This is a genomic window from Winogradskyella poriferorum (assembly GCF_050618035.1).
GTDB classification, from domain to species: Bacteria; Bacteroidota; Bacteroidia; order Flavobacteriales; family Flavobacteriaceae; genus Winogradskyella; species Winogradskyella poriferorum_A.
Genome location: NZ_JBODPY010000003.1, coordinates 80173 through 103163 on the forward strand (window position 1 = coordinate 80173; position 22991 = coordinate 103163).

Annotated in this window: 17 protein-coding genes; 14 read left to right on the top strand and 3 right to left on the bottom strand. The window is 35.2% G+C overall.

What is annotated here, in order from left to right:
• Positions 1-11: 11 nt before the first annotated feature.
• Positions 12-1400, bottom strand: coding sequence for a phosphoglucosamine mutase (glmM, locus tag ACRHOC_RS07790; protein WP_431158038.1), 1389 nt, complete (start codon positions 1398-1400; stop codon positions 12-14).
• Between the two features lie 70 nt (positions 1401-1470).
• Between glmM and ACRHOC_RS07795 the strand changes: the two genes are divergently transcribed.
• From ACRHOC_RS07795 to ACRHOC_RS07820, 6 genes are all read left to right on the top strand, one after another.
• The gene (locus tag ACRHOC_RS07795) at positions 1471-2073 is read left to right on the top strand and encodes an ACP phosphodiesterase (protein WP_431158039.1); all 603 of its coding nucleotides are present in this window, start codon (positions 1471-1473) and stop codon (positions 2071-2073) included.
• Positions 2070-3776 carry a gamma-glutamyltransferase gene (gene ggt, locus ACRHOC_RS07800; RefSeq protein ID WP_431158040.1) on the top strand — a complete coding sequence of 569 codons (1707 nt, stop codon included), beginning with the start codon at positions 2070-2072 and terminating at the stop codon, positions 3774-3776. The genes ACRHOC_RS07795 and ggt overlap by 4 nt, the downstream gene beginning before the upstream one ends.
• Before the next feature lie 93 nt (positions 3777-3869).
• A complete protein-coding gene (locus tag ACRHOC_RS07805) occupies positions 3870-7121 on the top strand; it encodes a S41 family peptidase (protein WP_431158041.1) in 3252 nt (1083 codons plus the stop codon).
• A gap of 24 nt (positions 7122-7145) precedes the next feature.
• Positions 7146-7814: a DNA alkylation repair protein gene (locus ACRHOC_RS07810; protein WP_431158042.1), complete on the top strand. Its 669-nt coding sequence runs from the start codon at positions 7146-7148 to the stop codon at positions 7812-7814.
• Entirely contained in the window at positions 7811-8707 is an 897-nt protein-coding gene (locus ACRHOC_RS07815; protein WP_431158043.1) for an ATP-grasp domain-containing protein, read from the top strand. Before ACRHOC_RS07810 ends, ACRHOC_RS07815 begins: the two co-directional genes overlap by 4 nt.
• Positions 8704-9444: a hypothetical protein gene (locus tag ACRHOC_RS07820; RefSeq protein WP_431158044.1), complete on the top strand. Its 741-nt coding sequence runs from the start codon at positions 8704-8706 to the stop codon at positions 9442-9444. The genes ACRHOC_RS07815 and ACRHOC_RS07820 overlap by 4 nt, the downstream gene beginning before the upstream one ends.
• Here the strand turns inward: ACRHOC_RS07820 and ACRHOC_RS07825 are convergent.
• The gene (locus ACRHOC_RS07825; protein WP_431158045.1) at positions 9433-9612 is read right to left on the bottom strand and encodes a hypothetical protein; all 180 of its coding nucleotides are present in this window, start codon (positions 9610-9612) and stop codon (positions 9433-9435) included. The two genes, ACRHOC_RS07820 and ACRHOC_RS07825, sit on opposite strands and share 12 nt — an antisense overlap.
• 50 nt (positions 9613-9662) lie before the next feature.
• Positions 9663-10190, bottom strand: coding sequence for a hypothetical protein (locus tag ACRHOC_RS07830; protein ID WP_431158046.1), 528 nt, complete (start codon positions 10188-10190; stop codon positions 9663-9665).
• A 151-nt stretch (positions 10191-10341) separates the two neighbouring features.
• On the opposite strand from ACRHOC_RS07830, the gene ACRHOC_RS07835 reads away from it, so the two are divergent.
• From ACRHOC_RS07835 to ppk2 (ACRHOC_RS07870), 8 genes are all read left to right on the top strand, one after another.
• Positions 10342-10692 (top strand): hypothetical protein, encoded by a 351-nt coding sequence (locus ACRHOC_RS07835; protein ID WP_431158047.1) that lies wholly within the window; start codon positions 10342-10344, stop codon positions 10690-10692.
• Positions 10693-10844: 152 nt separating this feature from the next.
• Positions 10845-13673, top strand: coding sequence for an excinuclease ABC subunit UvrA (gene uvrA / locus ACRHOC_RS07840; protein ID WP_431158048.1), 2829 nt, complete (start codon positions 10845-10847; stop codon positions 13671-13673).
• A gap of 92 nt (positions 13674-13765) precedes the next feature.
• Positions 13766-14452, top strand: coding sequence for a TIGR00730 family Rossman fold protein (locus ACRHOC_RS07845; RefSeq protein ID WP_431158049.1), 687 nt, complete (start codon positions 13766-13768; stop codon positions 14450-14452).
• A gap of 26 nt (positions 14453-14478) precedes the next feature.
• Complete coding sequence (locus tag ACRHOC_RS07850; protein WP_431158050.1) at positions 14479-15753, top strand: T9SS type A sorting domain-containing protein; 1275 nt, start codon at positions 14479-14481, stop codon at positions 15751-15753.
• Positions 15750-18593, top strand: coding sequence for a metalloprotease (locus tag ACRHOC_RS07855; RefSeq protein ID WP_431158051.1), 2844 nt, complete (start codon positions 15750-15752; stop codon positions 18591-18593). Before ACRHOC_RS07850 ends, ACRHOC_RS07855 begins: the two co-directional genes overlap by 4 nt.
• A 154-nt stretch (positions 18594-18747) precedes the next feature.
• Complete coding sequence (locus tag ACRHOC_RS07860) at positions 18748-21159, top strand: alpha-ketoacid dehydrogenase subunit alpha/beta (RefSeq protein ID WP_431158052.1); 2412 nt, start codon at positions 18748-18750, stop codon at positions 21157-21159.
• A 122-nt stretch (positions 21160-21281) separates the two neighbouring features.
• On the top strand, positions 21282-22136 hold the full coding sequence (ppk2, locus tag ACRHOC_RS07865) for a polyphosphate kinase 2 (RefSeq protein ID WP_431158053.1): 855 nt from the start codon (positions 21282-21284) through the stop codon (positions 22134-22136).
• Positions 22136-22960 (top strand): polyphosphate kinase 2, encoded by an 825-nt coding sequence (gene ppk2, locus ACRHOC_RS07870; RefSeq protein WP_431158054.1) that lies wholly within the window; start codon positions 22136-22138, stop codon positions 22958-22960. Before ppk2 (ACRHOC_RS07865) ends, ppk2 (ACRHOC_RS07870) begins: the two co-directional genes overlap by 1 nt.
• The last annotated feature ends 31 nt before the right edge of the window (positions 22961-22991 follow it).

Genomic DNA, 22991 nt, shown 5'->3' on the forward strand with positions numbered 1-22991 from the left:
AAGCAAAGATACTAAATATTGGCAACGGCTTTAATCTCAGCAATGAATCTATCTGCAAGATTATCCGCTTGGTCTTGAGAAGGTGCTTCAGTATAAATTCTAATTATCGGCTCTGTATTACTCTTTCTAAGATGTACCCAACTATCAGCAAAATCAATTTTCACACCATCGATGGTCGTTAATTTTTCATGACTATAATTTTGCTCCATAGTACTTAAAATACCATCTACATCTAACTCTGGAGTTAATTGTATTTTCTTTTTACTCATAAAGTAATTTGGATAAGTTGCTCTAAGTTCACTTACCTTTAATTTCTTTTCAGCTAATAAACTTAAAAACAAAGCAACACCAACAAGTGCGTCTCTACCATAATGTAATTCTGGGTAAATAATGCCACCATTACCTTCGCCACCAATAACCACATTGTTCTTCTTCATTAACGCTACAACATTGACTTCTCCAACTGCACTAGCTTCATAACTACCACCATGTTTCTCAGTTACATCGCGCAAGGCTCTAGTTGAACTCATATTGCTAACTGTATTCCCAGGGTTTTTACTCAAAACATAGTCAGCACATGCTACCAACGTATACTCTTCCCCAAACATCTCACCTGTTTCATCCATAAATGCTAAACGATCCACATCTGGATCTACTACAATACCAAAATCTGCGTTTTCCTTTACAACTGCTTTTGCTAAATCACCTAAATGCTCTTTTAATGGTTCAGGGTTATGTGGAAAATGACCTGTAGGATCACAATATAGCTTTACCGCATGCACACCCAATCTTTCTAATAACAAAGGAATCGCAATGCCTCCAGTAGAATTTACACCATCAACAACGACTTTAAAATTGGCCGCTTCAATTGCACTTTTATTCACTAACGGTAAATCCAAAACTTCATCAATATGTAAATCGATATAAGCTTCATTTTTGGTGATTTTACCAAGTTCATCCACTTCGGCAAAACGCATAGCGTCAGACGAAGCAATATTTAATATCTTTTTACCTTCTTCTCCATCAAGAAATTCACCTTTAGCATTGAGTAGCTTTAAGGCATTCCATTGCTTTGGGTTATGACTAGCAGTTAAAATTATACCACCATCAGCATGTTCCATAGGAACAGCAACTTCTACAGTAGGTGTGGTTGACAACCCTAAATCAACAACATGGATACCCATACCAACTAAGGTATTCATAACCAAATTCTGAATCATTTCTCCAGATATTCTGGCGTCTCTTCCAACAACAACTTTATAATTTTCTTTATTACGTTGTGATTTGATCCAAGTACCATAAGCCGCAGCAAACTTAACGGTATCAATAGGTGTTAAATTATCCTCAACCTTACCGCCAATAGTTCCTCGTATTCCTGATATTGATTTAATTAAAGTCATATAGATTTGATTTTGAGCAAATATAATATCTAAATACATTTATATTATTATGAATTTGTAAATTCGACAGATGAATTTTTTAGCTCACATTTATCTATCTGGTGATAATGAACTTGTTACTATAGGAAACTTTGTTGCAGATGGGATAAGAGGTAAATCTTATTTAGAATTTCCAACTGAAATGCAGGTTGGTATTTTGCTTCACAGAGCTATTGATTCTTTTACCGATGCACATCCTATCTTTAAAGAAAGTACAAAAAAGTTACATCAACCATATGGACACTACAGTGGTGTTATTATTGACATTTTTTATGATCATTTTCTTGCAAAAAATTGGGTAAACTATTCTGATACGCCTTTAGATATTTTTGTTGAGGATTTTTATAATAGCCTTGATAAAAACTTTGAAATATTACCAACTAAGTTTAAAAAGCTTGTGCCATTTATGATACAGGATAATTGGTTATTAGGATATGCTGAAATAGAAGGGATTCAATCCGTATTGAATGGAATGAATCGCAGAACCAAGTACAAATCCAAAATGAATCTCGCGACAAAGGAATTAATACAATATTATTCAGACTTCGAAAATGAGTTTACAGCATTCTTCGCTGAATTACAAGAATATAGTGCAACCGAACTACAATCACTTCAAAAAAAATATAATCTATGAGAATTGCCTTAAGACTCAGCGTAGTTATCGTCCTCTTACTTCTAAGTTGCAAACATGAAGGCAAGGCTAAAAAAATAGAAGAGCCACAAAGAGGCCTAGTTGCAGAAAGTGCCATGGTTGTGAGTGCTAGAGTAGAGGCTTCTCAGATTGGAATCGCAATACTAAAAAAAGGCGGTAACGCATTCGATGCCATGATGGCCACAGAAATGGCCTTAGCTGTTACTTATCCTTATGCTGGCAACTTAGGTGGTGGTGGATTTTTGGTGTATCGCCTTACGGACGGAACAAAAGGTGCGCTAGATTATAGAGAGAAAGCACCATTAGCATCCAATAGAGATATGTTTCTTGATGAAAATGGAAATGTTATAAAAGGTAAAAGTACAGTCGGTAGTTTAGCTGTTGGTGTTCCTGGCACTATTGCAGGAATTTTTAAAGCACAAGAACGTTTTGGTGTATTAGACGTTAAAACCATTTTACAACCTGTTATTGATTTGGCAAATAAGGGTTATGTAGTCACAGGTCAACAAGCCAATCGCTTCAAAAATTATGATAGCATATTTAGAGTCGTCAATAAAAAAGAAATATACTTTAACAAAAACATAAAAAAGGGTGATCGTATTAATAATAGCCCTTTAGCAGAAACCTTATCGCGAATCGCAGAGAATGGTCGTGATGAATTTTATAAAGGCGAAACAGCAAATAAACTGGTAGAATTCCTTCAAAGTCATGGGAGTATTATAACCTTAGAAGATCTATCTAAATATGAAGCCAAATGGAGAGACCCAATTACATTTCAGTATGATAACCTCACCATCACATCCATGTCGCCACCATCATCTGGTGGTATCTGTTTAAATCAAATCATGACTATGGTAGAGCCTTTTGATCTTGGTGATTTTGGTCATAATTCATTAAAATCTATACAGGTTATGGTGGAGGCCGAAAAACGTGCCTATGCTGACCGTAGCTTCTATCTTGGAGATCCAGACTTTGTTGAAATCCCTTCAGAGACCTTATTAAGTGAAGTCTATTTAGAAAATAGAATGAAAGACTTTTCATTTAATCGTTCTACACCTGCTGATTCAATATCTCATGGTGAGATAATGGGCTATGAAAGTGAAGAGACTACCCACTACTCTATTGTAGATCAGTTTGGTAATGCCATTGCCGTAACAACTACTCTAAATGGTGGTTATGGCTCTAAATTATATGCAGATAAACTTGGGTTCTTTTTAAATAATGAAATGGATGATTTTAGTAGCAAACCAGGTGAACCTAACTATTATGGGTTGATTGGTGCGGAGGCGAATAGTATCGCTCCAGAAAAAAGAATGTTAAGTTCCATGACACCAACGATTGTAGAAAAAGATGGTGAATTTTATATGTCTTTAGGCACACCTGGAGGTTCAACAATTATCACTTCTGTTTTCCAAACTATTTTGAATGTTCATGAATTTGGATTGACAATGCAAGAAGCAGTAAATGCACCAAGATTTCATAATCAGTGGTTGCCCGACGAAATCCGTATGGAACCAAATGGTTTTGCCGAAAAATTGATTAATCAGTTAGAATCTTTGGGCTACAAGATTAACCAGACACGCTCTCCAGTAATTGGCAAAGTAGATGGTATATTAATACTTGAAGATGGTAGATTAGAAGGTGGTGCAGACAGACGTGGCGATGATACTGCAGTAGGATTCTAGTTTTAACATCTCTTTTGGAATTTTCACTTTCCTTAAGTCGTATTTTTAGATGACCAAAATCTACGGTTCACCTACTATCAAAATCAACCATTTATGAAATACATTTCTAGTATTATTACGTTTTGCTTTTTCCTGACTAGTTACTCACAAGGCACTCAACTATTAAGGCAACCAACCCTTCACAACAACGATGTAGTTTTTGTTTATGCAAATGACCTCTGGAAAGCCAGTACTGATGGTGGCACAGCCATAAGATTAACAAGCGATGAAGGTTATGAATCTAGTCCACATTATTCAAATGATGGTAGCCAAATAGCATTTACAGCTCAATATGATGGTAATATTGATGTTTATGTGATTCCTGCAGAAGGCGGAGAGCCAAAACGCCTTACTTATCATCCTGGCGGTGATTTTGTGCAAGGTTGGACACCTGATGGAAAAGTAATTTTTAGATCAGGACGAGAAAGTCAACCGACAATGACTAACAAATTTTTCACGGTTTCAACAAATGGTGGATTTCCAGAAGCTTTAGACATACCAAGAGCGGCTTATGGAGAAATGTCCACAGATGGAAAACATATTGCCTACACTCCCATTACAGGATGGGATGCAGAGTGGCGTAATTATCGTGGTGGACAAGCCATGCCAATATGGGTTGTTAATCTCAGAACTAAAGAACTTGTTAGAACCACTCAACCAACGCAAGAGCGTCACTTAGATCCTGTTTGGTTAGATGGTATTGTTTATTTTATGTCTGAGCGAGACTATACAATGAATATTTGGTCATTCAACCCTTCAACTAAAGAAGAAAAACAGATTACGTTTCATAAAAAGTTTGATGTAAAAAGTCTAGATGCAAGTGATAATAAAATAGTTTATGAACAAGGTGGTTATCTTCATGTATATGATCCTAGTTCAAGCACTACAAAGCAATTAAATATAGACGTTAAAGCTGATCTCAATTTTTACAGAACAAAATGGGATGATGTTTCAGGAAGAGATTTAACCAATCCAAATGTATCGCCTAGTGGTATGCGTGCAATTTTTGAGTATAGAGGTGAAATATTCACGGTACCAAAAGAAAATGGGACTTGGATGAACCTTACAAATTCTCCTGGAGTAGCGGATAGAAGTCCTATTTGGTCACCAAAAGGTGATAAAGTAGCTTGGTTTTCTGACAAAGGTGGTGAATACAGTCTTGTCATTGCTGACCAAGATGGTCAAAATGCCCAATACACTGCCTTACCAAACCCAACATTCTATTTTCAACCAGACTGGTCTCCAGATGGAAAATATATTGCTTATTCAGATACGCATTATAACGTTTGGATTTATAATGTAGAGACCAAACAAACTAAGAAAGTAGATACAGATCGATATGCACATCCTAATAGAACCATGAATCCAAAATGGTCACCAGATAGTAAATGGATTGCTTATCCAAAACAACTAGAAAGTCATTTTAAATCCATATTTATTCATAATGTTGAATCTGGTAAAACACTACAGATTACAGATCCTATTGCAGATGCTATAACACCTGTTTGGGACGAAAGTGGCAAATACATCTATACTTTAGCAAGTACCAATTATGGCTTACAATCAGGTTGGTTAGATATGAGTAATTATGATCCTGCTGCCAATCTAACGCGCAGTCTATATGCAGTAGTTTTAAATTCTGAGGATAAAGCACCTAACCTTCCAAAAACAGATATGGAAGCCACAAAATCTAATGATAAGGAAGATAATGGCAAAAAAGACGATAAGAAAAAAGACGAGGTTTCAGTCGTCATTGATGAAAATGGAATTTTCGACAGAGCGGTTCCATTAAACTTGCCTGCGCGCAACTATATAGCACTATTAAAAGGACCTAAACATCAGGTATTTATTGCTGAAGCAATTCCAAATGAAAGAGGATTAAAAGTACATTCTTATGATGTTGAAAAGGAAAAAGCTTCTGATTTTGCCAAAGGCGTTTCTCAAATGGTGGCCTCTGATGATAGAAAGTCCATTCTACTCTATCAAAATGGTAGCTGGGTTTTAACAGGCTCAAAAGGTAAGCCAAAACCAGGCGATGGCAAATTGGATACCAATATGAAAATTAAGCTCGATCCTAAGGCAGAGGCGCATCAAATTTTCAAAGAAGGTTGGCGTTATATGCGCGATTTTCTTTATGTCGATAACGTGCATGGAGCACCATGGGATGACATTTATGTGTGGTATTCTCCATGGATAGATCACGTAAGACATAGAACAGATCTTAACTATGTTGTTGATATAATGAGTGGTGAGGTTGCTGTTGGTCATTCCTATGTTTCTGGTGGCGATTTCCCAGATGTCGAATATGTTCCTGTGGGACTCTTGGGATGCGATTTTGTAATTAAAAATGGTAAATACCAAATTTCTAAAATTTATGACGGTGAGCGTTGGAACCCTAACACAAGGTCTCCTCTAGCCCAACCAGGTTTAAACATTAATGAAGGTGATTTTATTATTTCAGTAAACGGTAAAAACATTAGTGGTAATGACAACATCTATCAACACTTAGAACAAACCGCTGGAAGGGAAATAAATATTACTGTTAGTAGTTCTGCTAATGGAAGTAATCCAACTACTGTTTTAATTAAACCGGTTAGTAACGAGCGCGGATTAAGAACTATTGAATGGGTAGAAGAAAACAGAAGAAAAGTTGATAAAATGTCTAATGGAAAATTAGCATATGTCTATGTACCAAATACTGGAGGTGGAGGATTCACATCCTTTAACAGATACTATTTTTCGCAGCAAGATAAAAAGGGTGTGGTAATTGACGAACGTAACAATGGTGGTGGATCTGCAGCAGACTATATGATAGACATTATGTCTCGCGAGTTGTTTGGATATTTTAACAGTAAGGCCAACGACAATAGACCGTGGACCACTCCAATAGCAGGCATTTGGGGACCAAAGGTTATGATTATTAATGAACGTGCAGGTTCCGGTGGTGATTTATTACCGTATATGTTTAAAATGAAAAATTTAGGACCACTCATTGGAACACGTACTTGGGGTGGCTTAGTTGGTACATGGGATACACCACGTTTTATCGATGGTGGTCGTATGGTGGCACCTCGAGGAGGGTTCTATGATGCTAATGGTGAATGGGCAGTTGAAGGTGAAGGTGTTGCCCCAGATATTGAGGTTATTCAACATCCAAAAGAAACCAGCAAAGGTAATGACCCTCAGCTTGAACGTGCTGTACAAGAAGCATTAAATCTATTAAAAGGCAATGAATTTAAACTGAAGCCAGAACCAGCTCCTCCTGTGCGTTGGAAACGTCCAGCAGGTTATCAGAATGATAATTAATTCATCTTTTGATATAGATAGTCAATGTCATTCGTTTTAGAACTAAGTCATTTATTTGAAGACAATAGAAATGAAATAAATGCCAAAGCAATGCAGGCTTATATGAAAAATAAGTTTGATTTCTTTGGCATAAAATCTCCTGTTAGAAAGCATATTTTAAAAGATGTCGTCAATTCAAAGAAGGATGAAGTTATATCTAAAACTGAAACCGTAACCAAGGCCTTATATGAAAAACCACAACGCGAATTTCATTATTGTGCCATGGAAATTTATTCACGTTTCAAAAAGCGCAATTATATTGAAACTGATTTAAATTTTATAACCTATTTGATTACTACACATTCACATTGGGACTCTGTAGATTTTATCGCCAAACATATTCTTGGTCAATATTTATTAGAACTACCCGAGAAAAAAGATGCTACTATTGAAACTTTTTCAAAAAGTGATAATATGTGGTTAAATAGATCTGCAATACTATTTCAATTGGGATATAAAGACAAAACGGATGCTGACCTTCTCTTTTCCTTGTGTGAAAACCATAAGCATTCAGATGCCTTTTTTATTAAGAAAGCTATAGGTTGGGTGTTGCGAGAATATGCTAAAACCAATAGCAAAGCTGTGATTGAATTTGTAAAATCAAATAATTTGAAACCGCTTAGCGAGAAAGAGGCCTTAAAACACTTTAAATGATATACGACGTTACCGTTTTAACGGACAGTAGATATCTTGATGACAGTCAAGATCCATATAAGCACAACGTTTATTTTGAGGATAAACTTGTAGTAGATAGTCTTAAAAATTTAGGACTAAAGGTAACACGTAAAGCTTGGGACGACCAAGAATTCGAATGGTCTTCTAGTCGCATATTAGTGTTCAGGACGACTTGGGATTATTTTGATCGCTTCGAAGAATTTTCTGAGTGGTTAAGTAAAGTCAGCACTATCTGTACACTAGTAAATTCTAAAGATCTCATTCACTGGAATATTGACAAACATTATTTAAAAGATTTAGATAAAAATGATGTGAGAATTCCACCAACAGAATTTATTGAACCAAATACTGAAATTACCTTAAGTGAATTGCATTCTAAGTTAAAATGGAATGATACGGTGCTTAAACCTTGTATATCAGGAGCTGCAAGGCATACTTATAAGCTAAATCAAGACAATATTGAAGACCATGAAGCTATTTTCCAAGAGCTCATAAAGTCAGAAGCCATGATGCTTCAACCATTTCAAACCAGAATAGTTTCTGAAGGTGAAATTTCGATGATGGTTATAAATGGTAAATTCACCCATGCGATTCTTAAAAGAGCAAAGCCAGGAGAATTTAGAGTTCAAGATGATTTTGGTGGTTCAGTACATGACTATAAACCCTCCCAAAATGAAATAGTGTTCGCTGAAAATGCAGTTAAAGCCTGCCCAGAGTTACCATTATATGCAAGAGTTGATATGTTTACAGATAATGATGGTGAGCTCGCAGTTTCCGAATTAGAACTCATTGAACCCGAACTTTGGTTTCGTAATTTTCCGCAAGCAGCTAAGCAACTTGCTAATGCAATAAATCTTAAATTGCAATCATGAAGAAAAAATCATCCCGTCTCAAGAGAGTTCTAAAAATAATTGGCGGACTAATTGTCTTTTTTACTCTACCGAGTTTATTATTTTTTGGGTATTTATACTTTAGGTATAATGAAGATTTACCAAGTGGCACCCAAGGTAAAGAAGCTGATATACTCGCCATGAATATGCTCCAATCTTTAGATTACAAGGCTTATATGGCGACGGATTATCTCGAATGGACCTTTAAAGGCAGACATCAATATAAATGGCATAAATCTGAGAACAGATGTGAAGTTTTATGGAGTGATTTTAAAGTGGATTTAGATTTAAAGAATCATGATAATTCTAAAATATATGTTGCCAACCAAGAATATAATGGAGAAGACAAACATAAATTAATTCATAAAGCTGAAGCTCTGTTTAACAATGACTCTTTTTGGTTGGTTGCTCCATACAAAGTACTAGATTCTGGTGTTGAAAGACGACTTGTAACTGATGACAATGGTAAAAAATCGCTTCTTGTTACCTATACGAAAGGTGGAACAACGCCAGGTGATTCTTATTTATGGCACTTTGATGCATCTGGTAAGCCTAAAAGTTACCAAATGTGGGTAGATATATTACCAATTAATGGATTAGAAGCAACATGGGAAAATTGGATTACTACGGAAAGTGGTGCTCAACTCCCAACTTTTCATAAATTACTCTTCTTGGGTCTTGAATTAGATGGTGTAAAAGGTACTGCTCTAAAGGAATAACTTATCATCATCAAAATCCGTGTCGCTGACCTCCTCTTGCTGTTCTATTACGGCTCTCGTATCATGAACCATTCGTACTTCCTCGAGTATGACATTTGAGATACCCAACATCCAAGCCGTTATAAGCAAATAAGATAAACGTCTTAACCTTTTTAAAACTTTGTGCATGGAACATAAATATCAAAATTTGCTCCAGACTAAAGCAAGGTGACAAATTATCACGAACTTTTCTGACCAATAAATTGTTGTGTCTTCAGTTTAAAAAGCACATTAAAACTTGTTAGACTTCCGTAACTGCGGGTAATATATTGTTGAAGATCAATCTTTTCTTGTTCATCTAGGTTCTTGCTCGAATTTATCTTCTGCTCCATAACACGCAGTCGATCTCTAACCATTGTGACTTTATGAAAGAACGTATCTATAGGCATTTCTTTCCCTTGCAGATTTGTATCTCCTGGTTCTAGAATTAGTTTACCACCCTTCCATTTATCTGCTATGGTCACGATTTCAGATGCATCAGACCATTTCTTCAGAATCTGTCTCAAACTGCTTTCTACTTCATAAAAACTTATGGTATCCACGTCGTCTTCAGAAGCTTCAATAACCTCAAACTCTTCATCTAAATCGAGTGTTTCTAGTCCATTTTCTATAAATGTAACCCAGTAATGTTTTGACGTTACATTAGTTACAACACCTTTACCATATTCGCTATGATTAATACGTGATCCAATCCCTAATAATTTCATGTTTTATAAATATTTTATGCAAATCAAAAATAGGAATTTATAATGGTCATCTCACAAGAAAAAGTACCATGTTAATATTGCACTAAAGGATTTGAAGATTACTCAAAAAGTTCGTAATTTTGTGATATTCTTAATTTAGACCAATTTAATTATGAAAAACGCAATTTTAACCCTATTTTTTTTAGGATTCTGTTTTTTTGCTAGTGCACAGTCCCAACCAAATGTTGGTGATGAATTAGTAATTAAAGAACCTACTGCAGTAAATTATAATTACGTTAAATTTCCAAGGCTTAATGTGCTTGCGAAAAAAGGAAAGGTAGCGAATTACAAAAGTGTTTACGGTAACACCGTTGTTGTTAAAGAAATAATGACGAGTGAAGATGGATCTACCCATGTTATATTAGAGAAAAAAGATGGTAGTAAATTCTTTGGATATTTAAAAAGTGTTAAGGCCAATTACACCAAATCAATAGAGGCCGGTGAAATTGCACCAACCAAATAAAAAAAATTGCTATAATTTTTGAAGTGCATTGATTTTCAGTGCACTTTTTTTTGCAATAATCTATAATTCTAGATAGTCGGATCACATAAAATTCACAACTAATTGTTGTACCTTTGCACCTTTGCAAATCATCCATTTCGGCTTATAATACTATGATAAATACAGATGATACCATCGAAGTAAAAGGTGCACGTGTTCACAATCTTAAAAACATAGATGTGACCATACCCAGAGAAAAGCTCGTGGTTATTACTGGATTATCTGGAAGTGGAAAGTCCTCTTTAGCTTTTGATACCATTTATGCCGAAGGCCAGCGGCGATATATCGAGACTTTTTCTGCATATGCTAGGCAATTTTTAGGCAGTCTTGAACGTCCAGATGTTGATAAAATCGATGGTCTTTCTCCTGTTATTGCAATCGAACAAAAAACAACAAGTAAATCTCCAAGATCAACAGTTGGTACAATTACAGAGATCTATGATTTTTTAAGACTTCTTTTTGCTCGAGCAGCTGACGCTTACAGTTATGAAACTGGTGAGAAAATGGTTAGTTATAGTGATGAACAGATTAGAGATTTAATCCTTCAAACTTACGCTGGCAAAAAAATAAATATACTATCACCAGTAATTCGGTCGCGAAAAGGTCATTATCGTGAACTTTTTGAACAAATTGCCAAACAAGGCTTTGTTAAAGTACGTACCGATGGTGAAATTGTTGATCTAGAAAAAGGCATGAAATTAGACCGTTATGTAACTCATGACATCGAAATTGTAATAGACCGTCTTAAAATTGATGCCACCCAAGACAATGAAAAACGTCTAATGGAGTCCATTAACACTGCAATGTATCATGGTGATGATGTACTTATGGTTATAGATCAAGAGACGAATGAACCAAGATACTTTAGTAGAAACTTAATGTGTCCTTCTTCTGGTATTTCATATCCTAATCCAGAACCGAATAATTTCTCATTCAACTCTCCCAAAGGCGCATGCCCAGATTGTAATGGTATTGGCGAAAAGTACGAAGTGAATGAAAAGAAGCTTGTCCCAGATGAATCTCTTTCTATAAAAAATGGAGCTCTTGCACCACATGGTCCACAGAAAAAAAGCTGGATTTTTAAACAGTTTGAAACCATCTCTCAACGATTTGATTTTACCTTAAGCGACCCATGGAAAGACATTCCTGAAGAGGCCAAGCAAATGATTCTTTATGGCGGTAAGGATAAATTCACTGTTGAGAGTAAACTCTTGGGTGTTACGAGAGATTATAATATTGATTTTGAAGGTGTAGCCAATTTTATTGAAAGTCAGCATAAATCCAATTCAACCTCCCTTGTAAGATGGGCACGAGAATATATGGATAAAATCCAATGCCCAACCTGCGAAGGATCGCGACTTAGAAAGGAATCCCTTAACTTTAAAGTGGATGGAAAAAGTATTGCCGATCTGGTGAATATGGACATTATTGAGCTCAGTGAATGGTTAAAAAACCTTGATACTCGACTGTCTGATAAACAACTTAAAATTTCATCTGAAATTTTAAAGGAGATTAGAAATAGAGTACAATTTCTTCTGGATGTCGGCCTTACCTATTTATCTCTAAACAGAAGCTCTAAGTCTTTATCTGGCGGTGAGGCGCAACGCATTAGACTTGCTACTCAAATAGGTTCTCAACTTGTTGGCGTACTATATATATTGGATGAACCAAGTATAGGATTGCATCAACGGGATAATGAAAAGCTTATCAACTCATTAGCATCATTACGCGATGTAGGTAATTCTGTAATCGTTGTAGAACATGACAAGGATATGATAGAACGCGCAGATCATGTCATTGATATTGGTCCTTTTGCTGGCAAGCATGGTGGTGAAATCATTAGTGAAGGTACTCCAACTGAATTACTTCAACATCATACTTTAACTGCCTCTTATTTAAATGGAGAGCAAGAGATTAAAGTTCCGAAGCAAAGACGAAAAGGCAATGGGAAGAAAATAGTACTTAAAGGTTGTACAGGAAATAACTTAAAGAATATAGATGTTGAGTTTCCTTTAGGAAAGATGATAGGTGTTACTGGAGTTTCTGGGAGTGGTAAATCTACATTAATCAATGAAACCCTCTATCCTATCTTAAACGCTCACTTTTTCAATGCGGTTAAAAAACCAATGCCTTATAAATCAATTAAGGGTCTAGAACACATTGATAAAGTCATAGACATTAATCAATCTCCTATTGGTCGTACACCAAGAAGTAATCCAGCGACATACACAAAAACCTTTGATGAAATAAGAAAGCTTTTTGCCCAAATTCCCGAAGCTATGATCCGAGGTTATAAACCAGGACGTTTTAGTTTTAATGTGGCAGGTGGACGCTGTGAAACATGCCAAGGTGGAGGATTAAGAGTCATTGAAATGAACTTTTTGCCGGACGTTTATGTGGAGTGTGAAACATGTCAGGGAAAACGTTTCAACAGAGAAACCCTAGAGATTAGATATAAAGGAAAATCTATTAGTGATGCTTTGGACATGACTATCGAAGAGGCGGTAGTATTTTTTGAACATATTCCTAAAATCTATAGAAAACTCAAAACCATCGAGGATGTGGGCTTAGGCTATATCACATTAGGACAACAAAGTACCACACTATCTGGTGGTGAAGCGCAAAGAATTAAACTCGCTACAGAGCTAAGTAAGCGCGATACTGGTAACACATTTTACATCTTAGACGAACCTACAACTGGTCTTCATTTTGAAGATATTAGAGTTTTAATGAAAGTACTTAACAAACTTGTAGACAAAGGAAATACAGTGTTGATAATAGAACATAATCTCGACGTTATTAAAACAGTGGATTATATTATTGATATAGGTTATGAAGGTGGTAAAGGTGGCGGAAAAGTTGTAGCTAAAGGTACACCAGAACAAATTATTAAGGATGACAAGAGCTATACTGCTAAATTCCTTAAGAAAGAACTCAACTAGTTTTAAGTTTTTTTTACAATTGATTGATTCATTAGAATTAAGAGAAAAACCTATATTAGTAAGTTTTCTAAAGAGAAATATGAAATTTATTTATGAGAAAAGAACATAAACACAAGGGTTGGAATGAGATAAAGACTAACGATTCGTGGGCCATTTTTAAAATCATGGGCGAATTCGTTACCGGCTATGAAAAACTGAGTAAAATAGGGCCTTGTATTTCGGTTTTTGGTTCAGCAAGAACAAAACCAAACCATCCGTATTATAAATTGGCCGAAGAAGTAGCCAGCAAAATCGTAGAACATGGTTACGGTGTTATAACTGGCGGAGGCCCAGGGATAATGGAGGCCGGTAATAAAGGTGCTTACATTGCTGGAGGAACCTCCGTTGGCTTAAATATAGAATTGCCTTTTGAACAACATGATAATCCCTACATAGACAGTGATAAGAGTTTAGATTTTGATTATTTCTTTGTTCGCAAGGTTATGTTTGTGAAATACTCACAAGGATTTGTTGTAATGCCAGGAGGTTTTGGAACACTCGATGAACTTTTTGAAGCGATGACGCTCATTCAAACACTTAAGATTGAAACATTCCCAATAATTTTGGTAGGAAAAAAATTCTGGGGTGGCCTGGTGGATTGGATAAAAAACACCCTACTTGAAGCCGGTAATATTAGCCCTAAGGATTTAGATCTTTTCCATGTTGTTGATGATGCGGACGAGGTCATTGATATTTTAAACGATTTTTATAAAGAATATAGATTAAGCCCTAATTTTTAAAATACTCCTTTGTTAATTTCAATGCTATGAAAAAGAAACTAATAGGATGTTTTGCATTAATATGTCTATTTTGGGTAAAGGTTTCTGCACAAGAAACCTTTAAGGTGATGTTTTATAATCTCCTTAACTATCCACTTGAAGATGCCGTTCCTAATCGAGAAGATGATTTAGAATTTATACTATCGGATTATCAACCAGATTTATTTCTGGTCTGTGAATTAAATAATGTAACAGGAGCAAATAACGTTCTAAACATTACCAGATCAGCCATATCATCCAATTACGAAATGGCTACGTATGTATCGAATACGTCAGACGATACAACTGGAGATCAAAACGATCTGCAAAATCAACTCTATTACGACAGTACCAAATTTATATTAGAAGAAGAGTTAATTGTCCCTACAGATTTAAGAGACTTCAACGTATATAAATTGAAGGTCAATACAGTAGATCAAGCCACAAACCCTATCGAATTATATGTTATTGTATGTCATTTAAAAGCATCTAGTGGTACTCAGAACCAGCTAAGGCGTTTTAATATGGTGGTAGAACTTGATGATTATCTGAGCACGCTACCATCCGATACCAATGTATTACTGGGTGGTGATTTAAATCTTTATACTGCTTCAGAACCAGCTTTTCAATTATTACTTCAGGATACTAATAATATTACTTTTGCTGATCCTGTAAATCGTGTTGGGAGCTGGAGCAACAACCCAAATTTTGTAGATGTGTTTACACAGTCCACAAGAACTCAGAATGGACTTGGTGGAACAACAGGCGGTTTCGATGATCGATTTGATTTTATATTGACCTCAGAAAATATGCTTGGTTCTACAAATATTAATTATGAACCTGGTAGTTACCAAGTATATGGCAACAATGGTCTATCTGCGTGTTACAATAGTGCAATCAATTCTACAGCATGTGCTATAGATGGTTCAGAATTTTCGTTTGCCGTGAGAGATGCTCTCCATAATTTTAGTGACCACTTACCTGTAACATTAAACCTCGAAATTGATGACAGTTTATTGGGTTTAGATGAGTTTGGTCTAGAAAATAATATGCAACTTGAAGCCTCTATTATCGATTCAGAATTAAAATTAATGCATGTTTCTAATGCCTTATTCAACGAAGCTTATAAAATAACGGATATTTATGGCAAGGTCGTTAAAGCTGGTGTGCTAAATTCTAATAGCTTTCAAAATATTGATTGTTCAAGCTTAGTCAATGGGATTTATATTATAAGTTTCAAAGAGAATTCTGTTAATCCTTTAAAATTCATTGTCGCGGATTGATTAAAAGAATTTACATAAATATCCTCTTCTTAATTGCCCTAACTTACTCTTTAAATGGGCAAGATAAAATCTATGTAGATGCCTTTGCTGACCCAGAAAGTAAATCGTTAACCATTAAGCAGACGCTGATTTATGAGAATAAATCCAATGATACTTTAAAAGAAATTTACCTTAATGACTGGAATAATAGTTATTCTACTAAGACAACACCATTAGCTAAAAGATTTGAGGAAGAGTTTAGCACAAAATTTCATTTGGCAAAAAATGAACAACGTGGTTTCACGGCTATTACATCATTAAAAGACCTAGATGGAAATGAGCTCAAGTTTACGAATCTCAAAGCTCATCCTGATGTTGTAAAAGTTACACTACTTAAAGCCATTAATCCTGGTGAGTCCTATCATTTAAATTTAATGTACAATCTTGTATTGCCTGATGCCACTTTTACAGATTATGGTTTTACAAGAAACAAGAATTTTGAATTAAAATATTGGTATTTAACGCCTACCGTATATGACGGTAAATGGCATTACTACAGTAATAAGGATTTGAATGATCTTTTTGTTCCGAAAGCAGATATCGAATTAAAGATAACTCATCCAAAAAACTACAAGGTTACATCAGAGCTAGACACATACAATATTGGCTTAACAGATGATAAACAGTTTCAAATAACTTATCTAAGAGGGAATGACAGAGTAGACACCTACATGTCAATAAATCGATTCCCTAGATATAGTTTTGTGCAGACCGACGATTTTGTAGTGCTATCTAATATCAACGAAAAAGGTCTTGCTCCAGCAGATAAAGCGATATTAACAGATAAAATAACCCGTTTTTTAACCAATAATTTAGGTGATTATCCACACAAACAACTTTTAGTATCTGAAATTGAATACAATAAGAATCCATTATACGGTCTTAATCAGTTACCTAATTTCTTAAGACCATTTCCTAAGGAGTTCCAATACGAACTTAAGTTGCTTAAGACAGCACTTAAAAAGTATATCGATAATACACTTTTGCTTAATCCCAGAAAAGAACATTGGTTAGGAGAAGGCATACAAATTTACTTCCTTATAAAATATGTCGAGGAGTACTATCCTGACATGAAACTTTTAGGAACATTAGCCAACATTTGGGGAATTAGATCCTTCCATGCGGCAGATCTGGATTTTAATTTTCAGTATTTCCTATATTCTATGGAAATTGCTCGCAAAAATCGAGATCAACCCATAGCTACTTCAAAAGACTCATTAATAAAATTTAATGCCAATATTGCTGGAAAATATAAAGCAGGCGTTGGACTAAACTACTTGGATGAATTTGCTGATGATATTAATCTTATGCAAAGCATCACTAAATTTTTAACAGCATACAGTACTAAAGCCGTAAGCTTAAATGATTTTGAATTATTCCTCAAAAAAGAAACTAAAAAAGATATAGATTGGTTCTTTACAGACTTTGTTAATACACGAAAGAAAATCGACTTTAAAATAAAGAGGGTTACCACAACAGAGGATTCTATTAAAGTAACAATTAAGAATAAAAGGGATAATAAAATGCCAGTATCGCTTTTTAAACTTAAAAACGATTCTGTTATTGGTAAAAGATGGGTTGAAAACATAAAGGGAACAAAAACAATAACAATTCCTAAAGACAGTACAGAGAAGTTTGTTTTGGACTATCATAACATTATCCCAGAATTTAATCAAAGAGATAATTACAAAGCTGTTGATGGCTCCTTCTTAAATAACAAACCACTTCAATTTAGACTATTTAAAGACATTGAAGATCCTAACTACAATCAAGTGTTTTTTATGCCATTAGTGGAATTCAATAACATTTACGATGGTTTAACATTAGGAACTAAAGTCTACAATAAGACTATTTTAAGAAAACGCCTTAACTACAGATTCTCACCACAGTATGCAACAAGGTCGAAGGCTTTAACAGGTTCTGCATCCATATTCTATACACATAATTTAGAAGATCAAAATCTATTTGATATCACTTATGGTGTAGGTGTTGGCTATCAGTCTTTTGCTCAAGATGCGTTTTTTACAAGCCTTACGCCTACAGTTTCATTTACATTTAGAGATGATAAAGATTTTAGAGCCGATCGCAGAGACCAAATATCTGCTCGCTATGTAAGTATTAATAGAGAGCTTGGTGAAGATGCAACAATCACGCTAGATGAACCCGATTACGGTGTTTTTAACTTAAGATATACGCGCGCTAACCCAGGTATTATTAATTACTCTAGATTTAATGCTGATTTTCAATTAGCAGACCAGTTCAGTAAACTATCTGTTAATTATGAATTTAGACGTCTAACTAAAGGCAATAGAAATTTTAATTTTAGATTTTTTGCTGGCCTATTCTTAAGAAACGATTCTGATCCTACTTCAGATTTTTTCAGTTTTGCTCTAGATCGTCCTACAGATTACCTCTTTGATCTAAACTATTTAGGACGCTCTGAAGCTGCTGGATTGTTTAGTCAGCAAATAATTATAGCCGAAGGTGGTTTTAAATCTATGTTAGACACACCATTTGCTAACCAATGGATGACAACAGCTAATTTCAGCACCTCCATTTGGCGCTACATTCAAGCCTATGGTGATGTAGGGTTTGTAAAGAACAAATTTGAAATTGCCAATTTTGTTTATGATTCTGGTATTCGACTTAATCTCGTAGAAGATTATTTCGAATTATATTTTCCTCTTTATTCTAATTTAGGTTGGGAAATTGCTCAACCCAATTATGGTGAACGAATTCGTTTTGTAATAACAGTTGACCCACAAGTTCTACTGGGTCTGTTTAGACGTAAATGGTATTAACATATTCTTATCTTAATGTTAATTTTTTAGATTATTTTTAATTATATTCATTTTTATCGGTTTATTTTTAAGAATATTTTAATTTTATAACACTTTGCCCTATTGTGTAAAATTTTAGTTTTTCGTAACTTTGCGCCTTGATAAAACAACCTACATGAAGACCAACCCTGACATTAAAACAGAAATTACATTTGAAGATTTTAAGGCTGAAGTCTTAAATGATTACAGACTTGCGGTGACTAGTCGAGAATGTAGTTTACTTGGTCGTCGCGAAGTTTTAACAGGAAAAGCCAAATTTGGAATTTTCGGTGGCGGTAAAGAAATACCACAAATTGCATGGGCAAAAGCCTTTGCTAATGGTGATTTTAGATCTGGATATTATAGAGACCAAACATTTATGATGGCTATAGGCGAGTTAACTGTTGAGCAGTTTTTCGCCGGTTTATATGCCAATACAGATTTAGAACAAGAGCCTATGTCTGCCGGAAGACAGATGGGTGGTCACTTTACTACACATAGTTTAGATGAACATGGGAATTGGAAAAATCTAACCCAACAGAAAAATTCTAGTTCAGACATCTCTCCTACTGCTGGTCAAATGCCACGATTATTAGGACTTGCACAAGCTTCGAAAATATACAGAAATGTAGAAGGTATTGATACTACAAAATTTTCAGTAGATGGAAATGAGGTTGCTTGGGGAACTATAGGTAACGCAAGTACAAGTGAAGGTCTCTTTTTTGAAACTATAAATGCCGCTGGTGTATTACAAGTACCAATGGTAGTAAGCGTTTGGGATGATGACTACGGGATTTCGGTACATGCTAAACATCAAACTACAAAAGAAAATATTTCTGAGATTCTTAAAGGATTTCAGCGCACTAAAGATGAAGATGGATACGAAATCTTCCGTGTTAAAGGTTGGAATTACCCAGAGCTAATAGATGTATATCAACGTGCTGCTCAAATAGCACGAAACGAACACGTACCAGTTTTAATTCATGTTCAAGAATTAACACAGCCTCAAGGGCACTCTACATCTGGATCACACGAACGCTACAAAGATAATGAGCGTTTAACTTGGGAAGCAGAATATGATTGTAACGCACAAATGCGTAGCTGGATCTTGAGTAATAATATTGCGACAGATGAAGAACTAACTGCATTAGAGCGTGATATTAAAAAAACTGTTAGAAACGGTAAGAAAACCGCTTGGACCAATTTCCTTAAACCTATATTAGACGAGAGAAGCGAAGTGGTCTCACTTTTAGATCATTTGGCAACATCCAGTCCTAATGGTGTTTTTATAAATAAACTTAAAGAGGAACTCAGCGCTATTGACGAACCGTTGAGACGCGATATACTTTCGATTGCACGAAAGGCGCTTCGCTATGTTTTAACAGAAGCTTCTTCTGAGAAAACAAGGCTTCAAAATTGGATTAATGGATATCTAAACAAAGTACAACCAATGTACAGTTCGCACTTGCATAGCGAATCTGACCAAAACGTTTTAAATCAAAGCGGTGTTGAACCAACTTACAATAGTGAATCTAAAGTTGTTGATGGTAGAATTGTCCTTAGAGAGAATTTCGATGCTATTTTTAAGAAATACCCTGAAGCTCTAATATTCGGTGAGGATTCGGGTTACATTGGTGATGTAAACCAAGGATTAGAAGGCCTACAAGAAAAACATGGTGAGCTTAGAATTGCAGATACAGGAATTAGAGAAGCAACAATTGTTGGACAAGGTATAGGTATGGCAATGCGTGGTCTTAGACCTATTGCAGAAATACAGTATCTAGACTATCTAATGTATGCACTCCAAATAATGAGTGATGATCTAGCAACAGTTCAATATAGAACTAAAGGACGTCAAAAGGCACCATTAATTGTCCGTACAAGAGGACACAGATTAGAAGGTATTTGGCATTCTGGTTCGCAAATGGGTGGAATTCTTAATTTAATCCGTGGAATAAACGTCCTTGTTCCTAGAAATATGACTAAAGCGGCTGGTTTTTACAATACACTTATGGAAAGTGATGAGCCTGCTTTAATCGTTGAGTGCCTAAATGGTTATAGACTTAAGGAAAAATTACCTAGCAATATTGGTGAGTTTAAAACACCTGTTGGTGTTGTAGAAACCTTGAAAGAAGGTGATGATATAACACTTGTTTCTTATGGTTCCACATTACGTCTTGTAATGCAGGCCGCAAGAGAACTGCAAGAAGTTGGAATTGATGCTGAAGTTATTGATGTACAATCTTTACTACCATTTGATTTAAATCATGATATAGTAAAGAGTATAGCAAAAACAAATCGTGTATTAATTATTGACGAAGATGTTGAAGGTGGTGCCTCTGCATATATTCTAAATGAAGTATTAAATAATCAAAATGCTTTTCAATATTTAGATAGTCAACCAAAAACATTAGCCGCGAAACCTCACCGACCAGCATACGGAACAGATGGAGATTACTTCTCAAAACCATCAGCAGAAGATATTTTTGAAGCTGTTTATGCCATTATGCATGAATTAAGCCCAAATAACTTTCCTGCTCTTAGATAATTAAACGAAAAAAGATAAATTTAAAGCGTTCTATTGAGAACGCTTTTTTTTGCATGATATATGTCATGGAATTTGTTTTACTTTATAAATAGATTTGAAATTAAACCGCTAATATTTCTAATATGCTAACAAGAGAACTGCTGAGCTCCTTTAAAAATAAAACAGATCTTATTAAATATTTAGAAACCAACAAGACTCAAAATGTTAACTATGGTAAAGCTCTTGAAAAAATAGCCTATGAACAAGAGTTACTTCCACTACAGGCGGAATTAGTACAATTTCAAAGATGGGTCCAAAAAGAAAATAAAAAAATCGCCATTATATTTGAAGGGCGCGACGCCTCTGGAAAAGGTGGTACTATAAAGCGATTTAAAGAGCATCTAAACCCAAGAGCAATGCGTGTTGTTGCATTAAATAAACCTACAGAAGTAGAAAAAAACCAGTGGTATTTTAACCGTTATATTAAAGAGCTTCCTAATGCTGGTGAAATAGTGTTTTTCGACAGAAGCTGGTACAATAGAGCTGTTGTAGAACCAGTAATGGGATTTTGTAATAAAACCCAGTACGACCGTTTTATGATTCAAGTTCCAGAATTTGAGCACATGCTTTATGAATCGGGTACGCATATTATTAAATTTTGGTTTTCTGTCTCTAAAGAAGAACAGCAACGTCGGTTTGAGAAGCGCCTCAATAATCCACTAAAAAAATGGAAATTCAGTCCTGTTGATGAAAAAGGTCAAGAACTTTGGGATGAATTTACTCAGTATAAAAATCAAATGTTCAGTAGAACCCATAACCATTTTAGCCCATGGGTTATCATAAAATCTAATAACAAAAAACAAGCAAGATTAGAGAGCATCAAATATGTCCTGAGTCTTTTTGATTATGAAAACAAAGGGAACAATTGTAAATCTATTCTCCCAGATCCTAATGTTGTACAACGCTATTTTAGAAACACTATTCAACTCGATCAATAATGAATACATCCAACATTACAGATAAGGACATTGAAATTCTTAACACAAGAAAAGGCTTAGAAGCATTATTGCGACAGAATCGACTGGATCCTGAAAAATCTCTTAGGAATGTTAAGTACGAAAAACGCCTGGAGAAACTTCAAGAGGAAATGCTTATTCTCCAGCAATGGGTGGCACGCAACAACAAAAAGGTTGTGATTTTATTTGAAGGTCGTGATGCTGCGGGAAAAGGTGGTGCTATCCGAAGAATCATTCAACATTTACCACCAAGAGCTATACGAGTAGTTGCCTTACCTAAACCTAATCAAACCGAATTGGGTCAATGGTACTTTCAAAGGTATATCAATAGATTACCTAATAACGGTGAAATCGTCTTTTTTGATAGAAGCTGGTACAACAGAGCTGTTGTTGAACCGGTAAATGGATTTTGCACAAAGAAAGATTATGAAATATTCATGGATCAGGTGAACGACTTTGAGAAAATGATTCAGGACTCTGGGATTATTCTATTAAAGCTATACTTTTCTATAACTAAGAATGAGCAAGAACGACGATTTAAGGACATCATAAATTCACCTCATAAAAAATGGAAATACAGTGAGGTGGATAAAAGAGCCTTATCGCTTTGGGATGAGTATGCAAGATATAAAGAGACAATGTTTAAAAAGACTCAAGTTGCGGCACCTTGGAAAATCATTAAAGCAAATAGAAAAACAAATGCACGAATAAGAGCATTCGAATATATACTTAAGGAGATACCCTATGAAGTAAAAGATAATGAGACGATTAAACCAAAATCCATTCGAAAATTGTTAGAAGAATAGGACTACATTTATTAATATTGTTTTAATAAAG

Bases quoted from the DNA above. Each gene is read 5' to 3' on its own strand.
- glmM (WP_431158038.1), bottom strand. From the start codon at position 1,400: ATGACTTTAATTAAATCAATATCAGGAATACGAGGAACTATTGGCGGT.
- ACRHOC_RS07795 (WP_431158039.1), top strand. From the start codon at position 1,471: ATGAATTTTTTAGCTCACATTTATCTATCTGGTGATAATGAACTTGTT.
- ggt (WP_431158040.1), top strand. From the start codon at position 2,070: ATGAGAATTGCCTTAAGACTCAGCGTAGTTATCGTCCTCTTACTTCTA.
- ACRHOC_RS07805 (WP_431158041.1), top strand. From the start codon at position 3,870: ATGAAATACATTTCTAGTATTATTACGTTTTGCTTTTTCCTGACTAGT.
- ACRHOC_RS07810 (WP_431158042.1), top strand. From the start codon at position 7,146: ATGTCATTCGTTTTAGAACTAAGTCATTTATTTGAAGACAATAGAAAT.
- ACRHOC_RS07815 (WP_431158043.1), top strand. From the start codon at position 7,811: ATGATATACGACGTTACCGTTTTAACGGACAGTAGATATCTTGATGAC.
- ACRHOC_RS07820 (WP_431158044.1), top strand. From the start codon at position 8,704: ATGAAGAAAAAATCATCCCGTCTCAAGAGAGTTCTAAAAATAATTGGC.
- ACRHOC_RS07825 (WP_431158045.1), bottom strand. From the start codon at position 9,612: ATGCACAAAGTTTTAAAAAGGTTAAGACGTTTATCTTATTTGCTTATA.
- ACRHOC_RS07830 (WP_431158046.1), bottom strand. From the start codon at position 10,190: ATGAAATTATTAGGGATTGGATCACGTATTAATCATAGCGAATATGGT.
- ACRHOC_RS07835 (WP_431158047.1), top strand. From the start codon at position 10,342: ATGAAAAACGCAATTTTAACCCTATTTTTTTTAGGATTCTGTTTTTTT.
- uvrA (WP_431158048.1), top strand. From the start codon at position 10,845: ATGATAAATACAGATGATACCATCGAAGTAAAAGGTGCACGTGTTCAC.
- ACRHOC_RS07845 (WP_431158049.1), top strand. From the start codon at position 13,766: ATGAGAAAAGAACATAAACACAAGGGTTGGAATGAGATAAAGACTAAC.
- ACRHOC_RS07850 (WP_431158050.1), top strand. From the start codon at position 14,479: ATGAAAAAGAAACTAATAGGATGTTTTGCATTAATATGTCTATTTTGG.
- ACRHOC_RS07860 (WP_431158052.1), top strand. From the start codon at position 18,748: ATGAAGACCAACCCTGACATTAAAACAGAAATTACATTTGAAGATTTT.
- ppk2 (WP_431158053.1), top strand. From the start codon at position 21,282: ATGCTAACAAGAGAACTGCTGAGCTCCTTTAAAAATAAAACAGATCTT.
- ppk2 (WP_431158054.1), top strand. From the start codon at position 22,136: ATGAATACATCCAACATTACAGATAAGGACATTGAAATTCTTAACACA.